The following is a 13,991-nucleotide window of genomic DNA, read 5'->3' as shown; positions in this document are numbered from 1 at the left end:
GTGATCCAACCCAACATAAGAGAAAAAGCATGGAGACAAGCAACAACGGACGGTCGTCAGACGCTTATCGCTGGAGCGTGCTTGCGCTTCTCGCGCTTGGCGTTCTGATCGCGTACATCGACCGGACCAGCATTTCGGCCACGCTTGCTCACCCGGGCTTCATCAGGCATTTCGCACTCGATGACGTTGACCGCGGCTGGATCAACGCGGCGTTCTTCTGGTCGTACGGCGTGTTCCAGGTGCCGATGGGATGGATCGCAGATCGCTATGGGGTTAAGTGGCCGTACGCGATTAGTTTCGGGTTATGGTGCGTGGCCACTGCATTGATGGGTGCGGTTACGGCACTGACGAGTCTGATTGCAATGCGCCTGATTATTGGAGCAGCTGAAGCGATCGTGATTCCTGCCAGCTACAGATGGATTCGCAATAACTTCGATGAAAGCCAGAACGGTCTCGCTGTCGGCCTTCTCGCGATGGGCAACAAGTTTGGTCCGGCATTCGGTGCACCGCTCGGTGCGTGGATCATCGTGAACTACTCGTGGCAAGCAATGTTCCTTGCAACAGGTTTGGTCGGGCTCATGTGGCTGGTTCCTTGGCTGACGATGGTACGCAACGACTTTACATCGGGGCTCGAGGTGCTTCGTAGCAATTCCACGACACAATCGGTCACGCTTGCCACCATATTGGGTAGTCCAGTAGTGTGGGGCGGCATCATCACCAACTTCTGCTACGGTTATTTCACTTTCTATTGCATGACGTGGATGCCGGCTTACTTGGTCGAGCAGCGTCACCTGTCGATATCGCGTTCGGGCGTTTTTACCTTCTTCAGTTTCGCGGGCATTGCGATCGTCGCAGCACTCGCTGGATGGATCGCGGACCGCCTGATTGCGGGTGGACGTAATCCTATTCTGGTACGCAAGGTCTTCACGGTGACGGGCTTTCTGGGTGGGTGCACCGTACTGCTTGGCGCTTATGCGGCTACTGTCCAGATGGCGCTGTTCTGGAACGTGCTGTCGCTCTCGCTGCTCGGTCTGGTTACCGCGAACAATCTCGTGCTCTCGCGTCTCACCCTTATTCCCAAACAGGCCATCGGACTCGTGACCGGCATTCAGGGCGTCGCAACCAGTCTCGCAGGTGGCATCACTGCGAGTCTGTCGGGATGGCTTCTGCAAGTAAGCGGCAGCTATCACCTTCCGATGCTGATCATTCTTGTCTTTCTGGTTGTCGGTGCACTGGCTACAGCATTCCTCTATCGCCCGGAATGGGCGCCTAAGGTAACCGAACCTCGGGGTAAGTTGCACCAGGCCTGAACTCAAATAGATCTAATCAACGGGACGCAAATTCATGGCAAAAATCGTATTTGGAATGGCTGTGCCGCACAGTGGCATGCTGGGCCAAGCACCCGAAGACTGGCTCAAAAACGGTGAACGCGACCGCAACAATCCGGAGCTTTGGTTTCGCAATCGCACCTGGACGTATTCCGAACTGGAAGCGCATCGAGAAGCAGCGTTCGAGCCGTTTCTGACGCTTGAAGAACGTACTGCGCGTGCGGCGCGCTGCCGCGTTGCACTGGATAAGATGGCGGAAGCGTATCGCGAAGCAAAGATCGATGTTGCGATCATTCTCGGCAAGGATCAGAAGGAAATCTTCACGGACTTTTCGCCTTCCATCGCCATTTACAGCGGCGCGGAAGTGCACAACGGACCGCCCCAGCGTTCAGTGTATGCACCGGATCAGCACGTGGTACATCCATGCCATCCGACTCTGGCCAAGTTTCTGATCGAATACTTTCAACGTGAGAACTTCGATCTGACGGACCTCTTCGCATGGCCCGACAACATATGGATGAAGCCGCTGCCGGAGTATCCCGTGGCGCCGCATGCGTACAGCTTCGTCTATCACCAGATCATGGGTGACGAACCGCCGCCGCATGTACCCGTCATTATGAACTGCTTCTATCCTCCGACCCAGCCGTCGATGTCGCGCTGCATCGAGTTCGGACGGGTGTTGCGCGATGCTATCGCCGCGTGGCCAGTGGACGTGCGTGTGGGTATATTTGCGTCGGGCGGCCTGTCCCACTTCGTCAACGACGAGGAGTTCGATCATCGCATCATGAAGATGCTGGCCGGCTACGACTATGACGCGCTGGCAGCGGTGGATGATCGCTCCTATCAGTCGGGCACATCGGAAATCAAGCTCTATGTGAGCGTGATGAAGGCGGTCGAGCAGACCGAAGCAGAAATGACCCTGGTGGACTATGTGCCGTGCTGGCGCACGCCTGCGGGCACCGGTGAAGGCATGGGCTTCATGTACTGGCGTGCCACCAAGTAACTCACACACACGACATCGAGAGAAGCCAAAACATGAGCGACAACCGCCTCAATGGCATCATCCGCGCCTTCGAATCGGGTAAGCCCGCATTCGCCGCGTTTTCCAAGCTCGACAAGCAGACCGCGATAGAGATGGGCGACGCGCCTTACGACGGCGTCATTTTCGAAATGGAGCACAACCCCTACGACGTGTCCGCGCTCGGCGACGCCATGCAATATTTGTTGAGCCGCAAGCAGATTGCGGAAGCAGGGTCGGTCGCGCCGCGCGTCACGCCAATCGCGCGTATCCCAGCAAACGGCGCTGAAATGAATCAGTCGTTCGCGAAGCAGGTACTCGATCGCGGCGCGTACGGAGTGATTTGGCCGCATGTATCGACCGTGGAGCAGGCGTACAACGCCGTCGCGTCCTGCCGCTACGCTCGTCCTAAAGACGCGCCGTTGTACGAACCGAAAGGCGTACGCGGAGACGGTCCAGCCAATGCGGCGCGTTACTGGGGTCTTGGCATGGCCGACTATTACAAGCGCGCCGATGTCTGGCCACTCGCGCCGCAAGGGGAAATCCTCGTTGGTCTGATGTGCGAAAGCACGGAAGCCATCGAGAATCTCGACGACATTTTGGCTAACGTGCCGGGCATCGGAATCATTCTAATTGGCGAAGGAGATTTGAGTCAGCAACTCGGTCATCCACGGGACTACGAACATCCAGTCGTCGTCGACGCCATGCGACAGATCGTCGATACTTGTCACAAGCACAACGTGGTCGTAGGCAATCCGCATGTGAACGCGAAAAACCACAAGCGTTTGCTGGAGGAGGGTTATCGCTTCATGATATCCGCACCGTTGAAGAGCTACGGCGTCGTCGGCATGGCGCGCGAAATGGCGGGGTATTGAATGAACGGCGCTGAGACCCTCGTGCGGACGCTAACGGATCATGGCGTCGATATCTGCTTCGCCAATCCCGGCACGTCGGAAATGCACTTTCTCAAGGCACTAGAGAATCCGCGAATGCGCAGTGTCCTTTGCCTGTTCGAAGGCGTTTGTACCGGCGCGGCCGACGGATACTATCGAATGAAGGGCATACCTGCCTCAACGTTGTTGCATCTTGGGCCGGGTCTTGCCAATGGACTCGCCAACATTCACAACGCGAAGCGAGCGTCCTCGGGGATGGTCAATATCGTCGGCGAGCATTCAGCTTTGCATCTCAAATACGATCCGCCGCTGACGTCCGATATCGAGGGACTCGCGCGGCCGTTGAGTCATTGGGTGCGGCGTGTGGAGTCGCCGCACGCGGTGGCATGGGACGTTACAGCCGCTGTCGCCAAGGCGAGCGAATACACCGGCCAGATAGCCACGCTGATCCTTCCGGGCGATGCATCATGGCTGGAGGCAGGCGAACCTGCGGCGCCTCCGAAGAAGACACAGGCGGTAAAACGGCCGGACGCGTCACGCGTCGAGCTAATAGCTCAGGTCCTGCGCTCTGGAGAGCCCGCGGTGATCGTTCTAGCGGGGCGCGCGACGCGTGGTCGTGCGTTGGAACTCGCGGGCAAGCTCAAGGCAGCGACCGATTGCCGTCTCTCGACGCAGTTTTTCAGCGCACGCATCGAGCGCGGCGCTGGACATGTCACTCTTGAGCGCATTCCTTATGCCGTCGGTCAGGCGGTGGAATATCTCAAGGCGTTCAAGCACATCATTACAGTGGAAACGACGGAGCCGGTCGCGTTCTTCAGCTATCCAGACAAGCCGAGTCTATTAAAAGCACCAGGCACGCGCGTGCAGGCCTTGGCCGAACTTGGCGAAGACGGAACTGCTGCTCTGGAAATGCTGGTTGAAGCACTTAACGCATCGCGTAAGACAGCCGCCGTGCAAGTGCGTTCTGAAGCTACGCCCCCAATCGGCGCGCTTAATCGCACGAGCATCGCGCAAGCACTCGCGGCGGCGCTCCCGGAGAACGGCATCCTGGTCGATGAATCGCTTACTACCGGGCGCGAAACAATGGGGTTGACTGTCGGCGCGGCGCCTCACGACCTCATCAATAATATGGGGGGGTCGATCGGCTACGGCACTCCGGTGGCAACCGGGGCGGCCCTTGCGTGTCCGGACCGGCGCGTCTTCTGTATGGTCGGCGACGGCAGCGCGATGTACACCATCCAGTCGTTGTGGACCCAGGCTCGCGAAAATCTGAACGTCACGACGATCATCTTCGCCAATAACAGCTACGCCATTTTGAAGGCCGAGTACGCGAACATGGGCGCTGGCGCGCCGGGAGAACGCGCGCTGGCGATGATCGACATCGATCGTCCACGTATAGACTGGCTTTCAATGGCAAAGGGCATGGGTGTGCCTGCCGTCGCTGTCGAGTCAGCCGAGGCATTTCACAAGGCCATGTGGGCTTCGGTGAAAGAAGCCGGTCCGTGCCTTATCGAAGTCAGGCTGTAAACCTTCCACGTATTAAAGGAAACATCGTTATGGCAACGACGCAAACCGAAGCGCCAACGCTACGCGTTAACCTCGCCGAATACGGCGTAACCAAGGCGCTACGAGATGGCCGGGTCACATCCGATTTAGTTAATCTCGATTACTGCGGGCCGACACCCGCGCATAACGGCTTCAAGGCGATGGTGCGGGAAAATGCATTCGACGCGGGCGAGTTGGCCATTGTCACGTTCTTGCAGGCAAAGGCATATGGAAAACCATATGTACTCCTTCCAGCTCCGATATCGGGACGCTTCCAACACCATTGCGCCGGTTACAACATCGACTTTGGTCCACTCGATCCCAGAAACATTGAAGGCAAGAAGGTTGGGGTGCGTACTTATACGCAAACCACCGCGCTCTGGATTCGCGGCATTCTGCGCCACGAATACGGAGTCGATCTCGACAAGGTTACATGGATGACGCTCGGCGACGGCCACCTCGCTGAGTATTGTGACCCCCAAAATTGCCAGCGTCTGCCTGCCGGCTCAAAAATTCCGCAAATGATGCTGACCGGAGAACTTAGCGCTGCACTACTCGGTGAAGATATGCCGAAGGATCCGAGGGTCCGCACGCTTGTGCCTGACGCGCAAGCGGCCGCGAAAGACTGGTTCGCGCGTGAAGGTGTCGTCCCGATCAACCACATGTTCGTGGTGCACCAGGACATGTCTAAGCGTCACCCGGAAATTGTGCGTGAGTTGTACCGGATGATTGTCGAGAGCCGCACGTTAGCGGATAACCTGCCCGCCGTCTTTCCCCCTCTCGGACTCGAAGCGAACCGCAAAGGCATTCAACTCGCGATCGACTGGGCGCTCGATCAGAAGATTATTCCGCACCGCCTGACAGTGGATGAACTTTTCGACGATGTGACGGGGGCGCTGGTTTGATGCAATACCTCGCGATTGAAAAGGGTACGGCTTCGTACCGGCCGACATAACAAACGGATTTCTATGAAAATGGTTTGGGCGTTCGTGCCCTTTCGATTTTTCTTTCTGAGTCGAATAGCAATGGCGCTGTCCACGCAGATGCTTATGGTGATCGCCGGATGGCAGATGTATGGCATCACGCATAGTGCCTTCGATCTCGGCCTGGTAGGACTTGCACAATTCGTTCCGGCCCTCGCATTGTGCTTTGTGGTAGGTCAGGTCGCGGATCGGTGCGACCAGCGCCGCGTGCTAATGGCCTGTCTTGTGGTACAGGCAAGCATCGGCGGCTTGCTCATATCAGGAACTATTGGCGCCTGGCTTGGGCGCGGAATCATCCTGCTCGCATCGTTCGGTCTGGGCACCGTACGTGCGTTTCAGCAACCGGCTCAGCAGGCGTTGCTTCCTACGCTGATTCCCTTGGACGTCCTGCCACGTGGGCTCGCGCTCACTTCCGGGGGGACGCAACTGGCAAATATCCTTGGTCCGGCGATAGCGGGTTTCGCTTTCGTCGCAGGCAGCGTGGTTGTCTACAGCGCATGCGGAGGCATGAGCGTCTTTGCAATCGTGATGATTGCGTCGATCAGCGCTGAGAGGTGTCGAGTCGGTCGTGAGCCGCTCACAATAAAAAGCGGTTTTGCAGGGATTACTTTCATCTGGCATCGAAAGGAAGTACTCGGCGCTATTTCACTCGATTTATTCGCTGTGCTCTTTGGCGGTGCGACCGCGCTTCTACCGATTTTTGCGAGGGAGGTATTGCATGTCGGCTCATCGGGACTCGGCATGTTGCGTAGCGCGCCAGTGATCGGAGCGTTGCTCGTGTCGCTGTATTTATCGCGACACCCCGTCGAAAGGCGGATCGGCAAGATCATGTTCGGCGCGGTCGCAATGTACGGATTAGCGACGATGGTTTTCGCGCTGTCACGCAATCTGCTGCTGTCAATCGGGCCGCTTGCGCTGAGCGGCGCATTCGATATGGTGAGCGTCGTGGTGCGCCAATCACTCGTTCAGCTGCAGACACCGAATGACATGCGTGGACGCGTGAGCGCGGTTAACTCGATATTCATCGGCGCGTCGAATCAACTCGGCGAATTCGAGTCTGGGTTGACTGCGGCCTGGTTCGGCGCCGTGCCATCTGTGGTTATCGGCGGCGCGGCGACGATCCTCACCGTATCGCTGTGGCTCAGATTGTTTCCGACGCTTGCGCGTACGGAAAAACTCAGTTTGGCCGCGACCGTACGTTCCGGCGCATAATAAAAAGGACACCGCATTGTCACGCCCGAAGTCCGAGAATCGTTGGCTTATCGTGGTGCTGCTAGCCCTCGGACTGATGATCTCGTTTGTCGATCGAACGAGTTTGTCAGCGGCATTGGCGGACCGGCACTTCGTGCGCGAATTCGCGCTGTCGAGCATGCAGCGCGGCTGGCTTAATTCGGCGGTCTTCTGGTCCTACGGTGCATGTCAGATGCCGATGGGCTGGCTCGTCGATCGCTATGGTGTAAAGTGGCCCTACACGCTCTGTTTCCTTTTATGGTGTCTTGCATCTGCAGCGACAGGTCTGGTCACCACGCTCTCTGCGCTTATTATCATGCGTTTGATTATTGGCGTGGCAGAAGCCGTGGTGGTGCCGGCCACCTACCGCTTTCTTGCGAATAACTTTGAAGAGAATCGCAAAGGCACCGCGCTCGGCATATTCTCGATCGGTGGGAAAATGGGTCCCGCGCTGGGCGCGCCGATCGCAGCGTGGATGATCGTTGCTTACTCTTGGAGTGCAATGTTCGTCGCGACGGGGCTCCTCGGCCTTCTTTGGCTGTTGCCGTGGCTAAAGACCGTAAAGAATGACTTTCCGGACCATATCGAACTCATCGAAGCGCGTCGGCGTGCGTCTTCCGTTCCATTGCGCAATCTTCTGGCAAGTCCTGTCGTATGGGGCGGACTTGTCAATAACTTCTGCTACAGCTATTTCGCTTTTTACTGCATGACATGGATGCCCGCGTACCTAGTTGAGCAACGCGGACTGTCGCTTGCGGATTCTGGGCTTTATACCTTCTTTAGTTTTGCGGGAATCGCTACGGTGGCTGCGCTGGCGGGGTGCGCCGCGGATTGGTTGATTGCTCGCGGCCATGATGCCGTATTCGTGCGCAAGTGCTTTATCGTGGCCGGCTTTATCGGGGGCACAACGGTTCTGCTCGGCGCCTACGCACCGACGTTAGGCATGTCACTGTTTTGGAATGTAACGTCGCTTGCCCTTCTCGGTTTCGTGACGGCGAATAACCTAGCCTTGTGCAAGCTAACCCTCATTCCCAAACAAGCAGTGGGTCTTAACACTGGCTTGCAGCAGGTCGCTACAAGTCTGGCGGGAGGCGTATCAGCGAGTCTGTCCGGTTGGCTGTTGCAGATCGGCGGTAGCTACACTCTTCCGATGTTGGCGATTTTCGCGTTTCTGTTGATCGGCGCGACAAACACTATCGTGATGCTTCGGCGAGAATGGGAACCTAAAGTGAATAGCGTCGAGAACTCATATGTCTGTCGCAGCAATCCTGCGAACGCAGATTGCAGGAGCGAACTGTAAGGTTAATCAGCTTAGTTCGCTTGCGATGTGGCAAGATTATTCCGTGCATCTCTTGTGCGGGAACATCCGGGTCCGGCCGATCCCGATGTGATGGAGCGAGTCTCCGCTTTAACAACGTGCGTTATGCGCAATTGCAGAACAATATGGTGGTTGTGCAGCAAACCATCAAGGAGACTTCGATGACACATGAGGCGAAGGTAAGACATCAGCCGAAGGCCATCGCATACCACGAACTCAAAACTGTTCCGAAAGTTCGTCTTTATGTAGAGCGCCCCGAAGAAAAGCAGTGGTTTGTACATGTAGGCCACGTGACGGATCGTGGTCGCTGGAAAACTGCACCACATGCACATCCTGAGTACGGCCAGTTAATCTTCGTACGAAACGGTCGTGGCGTGATGAATTTGGAAGGTCGCAGCGTTCCTTTCGATGGGCCTTGCGCGTTGCTATTGCCGACTGAATGTGTCCATGGCTTGGACTATGAACACGATGCAGATCGCTGGGTCGTTACCATCGAAGTGTCTTATCTAACTCAGGTCAACAGCAAATTAGATGAATTCGTAGGTCTCTGGGCGTCGCCACAGGTGATCACGCTTGCGGATTCAGATGACAGAGGAATGGAAGTACATCTGCTGATTCAGCGGCTCAAAGAAGAAGCTGAATCAGATGCGGTCGGTCACATTATTGGTACAGAGGCCCGGTTGACCATGCTGCTTCTTGCGCTGCTTCGCGAGGCCCGCCTTGAAGAACCGACCTCCGAGTCTGGAACGCGAAATGACATTCGTGTTGTAGAACGTTTTCGAAAACTGATCGACGAACACTTTCGTGAGAATCTGCCTCTTCAAGATTATGTTTCAATGATGGCGGTCTCACTCGTGCAGCTACGGGCAGCTTGTTCGTCGGCTGCGGAGCAAAGTCCGACTAAACTGATTCATTCGCGCATCATCACCGAGGCCAAGCGCAATCTTATTTTTGGCGACATGTCTGTGGAACAGATTGCCTTTGGACTTGGTTTTTCTGATGCCGCGTACTTTACTCGATTCTTTCGCCGCGAGGTTGGTCAGTCACCAAGCAATTTCCGAACAAATGCGAAGTCCAGTAGTTGAAGGAAGATGAACCGCACATGAGCCAGGTCCACTTTACCAAAAAACTGTGGAAGCCCATTGCGTTCGAAAGAACAGACTCCGGTTGCAAAGGCATATCTGCTGCGTCCTGGGAAATGATGACCTTCGCTTATGAAAGAGGACATCATTTAAAAGCAACAAATGACCGATGAGACGCAGGTCGGAAAGTTGATCCAGTTCTCGATGCGGTAACTCACACAAGTCGCTTTGCAGCAGGCCACTGCGGAGCCCACGTTGCTGCGGAAATTCGAACGGTGTCCGAACTGGCAATGTGCCAAGATTGATGAGCTGGGCACCGCTCAGCGCATCATGAATAGGCCCACGAGTACGCTGTTTGGGCCTAGATGGGTTATTTCCCAATCGTTGTTTGGCTCGGATGATTTTCCTCAAGGCCGCCGCCCAGCGCAGCATAAGCGCGACTAGACTCGTCTGCGCGGACAACTGCGTCGCCACTAACGATTGCTATGCCGCAAACAGCAATCGCTGCTCCGTCAAGGCGTCGAGCAGACTTTCGCTCCCCTGCCGATACAGCGCCATCGACAGAACATATGCATGCTGATCGGCGTCGACGGTTTGCATCTGGGCATCGAGTTGCTCGCCGATGGTCGCACGCGCGGCCAGCGCATTCGCGACTTCTTCAAACGCTGTCTAGATTGTCTTTTCATACGTAGCCATGTCGATTCGATATGTCGCCTTCGCGGCGTCCAGCGTCGCGCGATTCGAGCCTGACCTGCCCCGGTAGCTTGAGACCGAATTGATCTACGATAACGGCGCATCCATACGGAGCGCGTCATGAAGAAGAGTCGATACAGCGATGAGCAGATTGTTCGGATCTTGCGGGAGGCGGACAGTGCGCCGATTGCCGAGGTGGCAAAGCGACACGGTGTCAGCGACGCGTCGATTTACGCGTGGCGCAAGCGATTTGGCAAAATGGTCAGTGACGACGTCAAGCGATTGAAGGCGTTAGAGCTCGAGAACAGCCGACTAAAGAAGCTGGTGGCGGAGCGCGACCTGGAAATCGAGGTCATGAGGGAGATTTCCGCAAAAAATGTATGGTCCGCTCCGGTTTTGCAAGCGGGTTTTTCAGGCGAGACAGTTTGCGTAAATGTATCCGGCCTCTCGCGAGTCAGCTGCTTTTGGCAGCAAGGCCATGATGGGATATGCGCGGTCGGTTCCCAATAAATGGACAGACCTCAGAGGCCGGTTTTTTGTCCCGGGCTTACCGAACGCCAGTGCACTGTTTCGTCATCAATTACCGTCTGCAAACTTTGAAGAGAGTAGGCTGATCATCGCGCTTGGGGCTGTCGCAAGTAGAACGTTCCTTGGCGTGTGAGAATCGTCCACGCGATACGTGCGAGTTTGTTGGCAAGCGCAACAATTACTTTGTTTCGATGGATTCCCTTCGCCTCCATCTGCGAGATCCAGACTCCAAGGTGATCTTTGGTTCGGTCGAGATGGAGAACACAAGCACGTGCGCCGTGAATCAATAGTCTGCGCAGATAGGGGTTTCCACGCTTCGTAATTCCGAGCAGATGTTGTTTGCCGCCGGTGGAAAATTCTCCAGGCACGAGTCCTAGCCACGCTGCAAAATGGCGACCGGATTTAAACAGTGCTCCGGTGCCCGAGAAAGCTGTAATGGCTGTCGCGGTGAGGTGTGCAATACCCGGAACCGAGGTAAGTCGCGTTGCGACGTCGTCGGCGCCAGCGATTGCTTCGATCTGACGACGCAATTGCAATAGCCGAGCTTCGACGGAGCGATATTCTTGCCATTGCTCCTGCAAAACTTGTCGCATCGATACCGTCAGCCCATTGTTCTCGTCAGAGATAATGCGCGGCATATCGCGAACAAAGTAGGCGGGACCTGTGCCGATAGTAATGCCATATTCCAGCAAGAAAGCGCGGGCCTGATTGACGATAGCGGTCTTGCAAGACACCAGGCGTTGCCTGACTCGATGGAGAGCCTGCAAATCGAGCTGAGCTTCGGTCTTGGGCTGGGTGAAGCGCATGGTAGGACGAGAAATCGCTTCGGCTATGGCCTCCGCATCGACAATATCAGTCTTGTTGGACTTGACGAAGGGCTTGACGAACTGCGCGGGGACGATGCGAATCTGATGTCCGTAGGCGGCCGCTTTGCGTGCGAGCCAGTTGCTACCAGGACAAGCTTCCATACCAACGATGGTCGGAGACGCGCGAGCGAGAAACTCCAACAGCCGTTCACGATTGAATCGGCCCTTGAATACTGGCTTGCCTTTCGCGTCCAGACCGACGACATGGAAGACAGACTTCCCGATATCAATGCCCATGCGGGCGACAGCGGTGGAACTCAAATGACTCATGACACACCTCCGAAAAAGGGTCGGCGTCAGCGTCGATTATGCCCCTATGAGAGGAGCGGACCATCCTATTAATGGTAAGCGCACAGGCACGCCGCGAGCAAGCCCGCTATGCCATTTCGCGCGGGCTGAGTCAACGACGTGCGTGTGCGCTGATTCACGTCAGTCGCGCCAATCTCGGTTACATCAGCATCATGCCGGGCAAGAACGGCCCGATCGTGGAGATGATGCGACGCCTCTCGGGTGATTATCCCCGCTTCGGTTCGCGGCGCATCCGCATTATGTTGGGTCGCGAAGGGATCGTCATCGGCAAGGAGCGGTGCAGCCGATTGTGGGCGCAAGCCGGTCTTCAGGTGCCTCGCAAACGGCGTCGACGCCGCCTCGCCGGTTCGCGTCCTCGACCGCTTGCTCCGAGCGCTCGCAACGCCGTATGGAGTTACGATTTCGTCTTTGACGCGTGTGCCAACGGCCAGCAACTGAAGTGTCTGACGGTGGTCGACGAGTACACGCGTGAATGTTTGGCCATAGATGTGTCTGGCTCGATCCGATCGGCCAGAGTCATTGAGGTGCTGAGCAAGCTAATCAGCGTTCACGGCGCGCCACGCTATATGCGAAGCGACAACGTACTAACTGTCAAGCAGAACAGCCAAAACAGGTAAAGCGCATCCGGGCGCGCGGCCGATGCCGTTCGCCGCGATTACAAAGAGCAATCAACCAGTGGTCTTCCGCATAATCGGGGGGACTTGCTGACCATAGTGGACACAAGATTCATCGCGCACGCGCGTGATCTTCACCGTACCTAAAACAGCATAGAAGCCCCAGCGGAAGGTCCGAGCATTGTCTACGGGGTCGTCTGCGCCCCTACGGCAGCCGAGAGAGGGATCGATCCACTGGGTAAACCGAATTCGAAGAATTGCCGATACGGCTGGTTCCTCTTGATCATACTGTAGGCCACCCGCGCCATCTTGGCGGCGACGGCCGTCAGCGCTTTGCGCCTCAGGTCAGCGTTCCCCGGATCAGCGCGGATATAGCGTTCGTATTTCGAGCGAAACGAGTTCTCTCTCATGCGAACGGCAGCTACACCAGCAAGCCAGAATGCCAGGCGCAAGCGCGCGTTTCCTCGTTTTGAAAGCTGCTCGCGCCCGCGTTGCACGCCCGACTGCGTTTTTGCAAGGTCAAATCCGCAGTACTTCAGGAATTGCCGGTGGTGGCCAAAGCGACGCATATCGCCAGCCTCGGCGAGTATCGTCATGGCGATCACCGAACAATTCCGGGAAGTGTCTTCAGATGTGCAAAATCTGCGTTATCACGCAGTGCTAACTCGGCACGCGCCTCGATTTCAGCACGAAGAACGTTCAAATCCTGATATCGCTGCAGCGTGATTCGGAATGTCTCCACGGCCAGCGAATCGGCAGCGTGGGGCAAGGCAGCAGTATGTGCGGCAGACTCCCAGATCTCCTGGAGTTTGGCGCGCTTGTCAACCTTACGGCCGACTAGATCCCACGCTGCGGTCGTGAAGGCTTCGCGGTCCAATGAGCGCACATGGGTGGGCGTCGGGAATTCAAGCATGAAACGCACGAACCACTCGTTGCGCGTCGTGCACCAGTAGCGGTGCATCTCGGGATAGTAGAGCGGAAGGCAATGGTTTATCAGCGAATGCTGCACCTTGGTCCTGGCGCGGGACACTTGGTAGTAGGTCTTCGCCAGCTCTTGGAGATCGTGATGACCGGCGAGCTGCGGATCGACGTACCGCTGGTACAGCCCACGCCTAAGCATCTCCAGGATCACCTGCGCGTCCTTCGGATCGTTCTTATCCCATGAGTTGAACAGCGCCTCGCGGTAGCGAGCCTGCGCCACCGAATTAATGCTGACGACATCATGTCCGGCCCGTAACAGCCGGTTGGCCAGCGGTCGGTGATAGTCGCCCGTGGGCTCAAGCGCTACGCGGCAATTGCCGCGTAGCGCTTGAAGGAAGCTCAGCAGCCGCTCAAAATCTGCTGCACTGTTGGCCATTCGGAAGCGTTGCTTCTTGCCTCCTGCTGGTTCGATCAGCACAGCATTCCAGTAGCGACCGACATCAATTGCAACCAGATTCAAGGGGAGTTCCTCAGCCATTTCGTTCTCTCCGGTGGTGAACAGACAATCCGGAGGATGCTCCTTACACCGATGGCTGGCATTCTGCATGTACTACGGCCCCGAATTCGTCAGCGCAGCGTTGCTCAAGCGGGTGGTATCGGAGA

The 13,991-nt window shown here is 56.5% G+C and carries 9 protein-coding genes and 3 pseudogenes; 10 read left to right on the top strand and 2 right to left on the bottom strand.

The features are described 5' to 3' along the window. Positions 1 to 29 precede the first annotated feature (29 nt). The 9 genes and pseudogenes from P9250_RS31080 to P9250_RS31040 form a co-directional block, all read left to right on the top strand. Positions 30 to 1,310 (top strand): MFS transporter, encoded by a 1,281-nt coding sequence (locus tag P9250_RS31080; protein ID WP_310397146.1) that lies wholly within the window; start codon positions 30 to 32, stop codon positions 1,308 to 1,310. Positions 1,311 to 1,344: 34 nt separating this feature from the next. After that, on the top strand, positions 1,345 to 2,331 hold the full coding sequence (locus P9250_RS31075; protein ID WP_310397144.1) for a protocatechuate 3,4-dioxygenase: 987 nt from the start codon (positions 1,345 to 1,347) through the stop codon (positions 2,329 to 2,331). 32 nt (positions 2,332 to 2,363) lie between these two features. After that, the gene (locus tag P9250_RS31070; protein WP_310397142.1) at positions 2,364 to 3,221 is read left to right on the top strand and encodes an aldolase/citrate lyase family protein; all 858 of its coding nucleotides are present in this window, start codon (positions 2,364 to 2,366) and stop codon (positions 3,219 to 3,221) included. Next, positions 3,222 to 4,766 carry an acetolactate synthase large subunit gene (locus P9250_RS31065; protein WP_310397140.1) on the top strand — a complete coding sequence of 515 codons (1,545 nt, stop codon included), beginning with the start codon at positions 3,222 to 3,224 and terminating at the stop codon, positions 4,764 to 4,766. Positions 4,767 to 4,795: 29 nt separating this feature from the next. After that, complete coding sequence (locus P9250_RS31060) at positions 4,796 to 5,689, top strand: phosphate ABC transporter substrate-binding protein (RefSeq protein WP_310397138.1); 894 nt, start codon at positions 4,796 to 4,798, stop codon at positions 5,687 to 5,689. A gap of 63 nt (positions 5,690 to 5,752) precedes the next feature. Next, positions 5,753 to 6,979: an MFS transporter gene (locus P9250_RS31055; protein ID WP_310397136.1), complete on the top strand. Its 1,227-nt coding sequence runs from the start codon at positions 5,753 to 5,755 to the stop codon at positions 6,977 to 6,979. A gap of 16 nt (positions 6,980 to 6,995) precedes the next feature. Then, positions 6,996 to 8,297: an MFS transporter gene (locus tag P9250_RS31050; protein ID WP_310397134.1), complete on the top strand. Its 1,302-nt coding sequence runs from the start codon at positions 6,996 to 6,998 to the stop codon at positions 8,295 to 8,297. Positions 8,298 to 8,476: 179 nt separating this feature from the next. Continuing rightward, positions 8,477 to 9,400, top strand: coding sequence for a helix-turn-helix domain-containing protein (locus tag P9250_RS31045; protein ID WP_310397132.1), 924 nt, complete (start codon positions 8,477 to 8,479; stop codon positions 9,398 to 9,400). Positions 9,401 to 10,210: 810 nt separating this feature from the next. Then, positions 10,211 to 10,483 (top strand): annotated as a pseudogene (locus P9250_RS31040) (transposase); the annotation flags it as partial. A 221-nt stretch (positions 10,484 to 10,704) separates the two neighbouring features. Here the strand turns inward: P9250_RS31040 and P9250_RS31035 are convergent. Then, positions 10,705 to 11,754 carry an IS110 family transposase gene (locus tag P9250_RS31035; protein WP_310397130.1) on the bottom strand — a complete coding sequence of 350 codons (1,050 nt, stop codon included), beginning with the start codon at positions 11,752 to 11,754 and terminating at the stop codon, positions 10,705 to 10,707. A 71-nt stretch (positions 11,755 to 11,825) separates the two neighbouring features. On the opposite strand from P9250_RS31035, the pseudogene P9250_RS31030 reads away from it, so the two are divergent. Then, positions 11,826 to 12,374 (top strand): annotated as a pseudogene (locus P9250_RS31030) (DDE-type integrase/transposase/recombinase); the annotation flags it as partial. 218 nt (positions 12,375 to 12,592) lie between these two features. Here P9250_RS31030 and P9250_RS31025 read toward each other — a convergent pair. Further along, positions 12,593 to 13,866: pseudogene (locus P9250_RS31025) on the bottom strand (IS110 family transposase). Between the last annotated feature and the right edge of the window lie 125 nt (positions 13,867 to 13,991).

It is taken from the genome of Caballeronia sp. LP006 (assembly GCF_031450995.1).
GTDB lineage: Bacteria > Pseudomonadota > Gammaproteobacteria > Burkholderiales > Burkholderiaceae > Caballeronia.
Note: the sequence above shows the minus strand (reverse complement) of the source record. Positions and strands in the feature narration are given on the sequence as shown.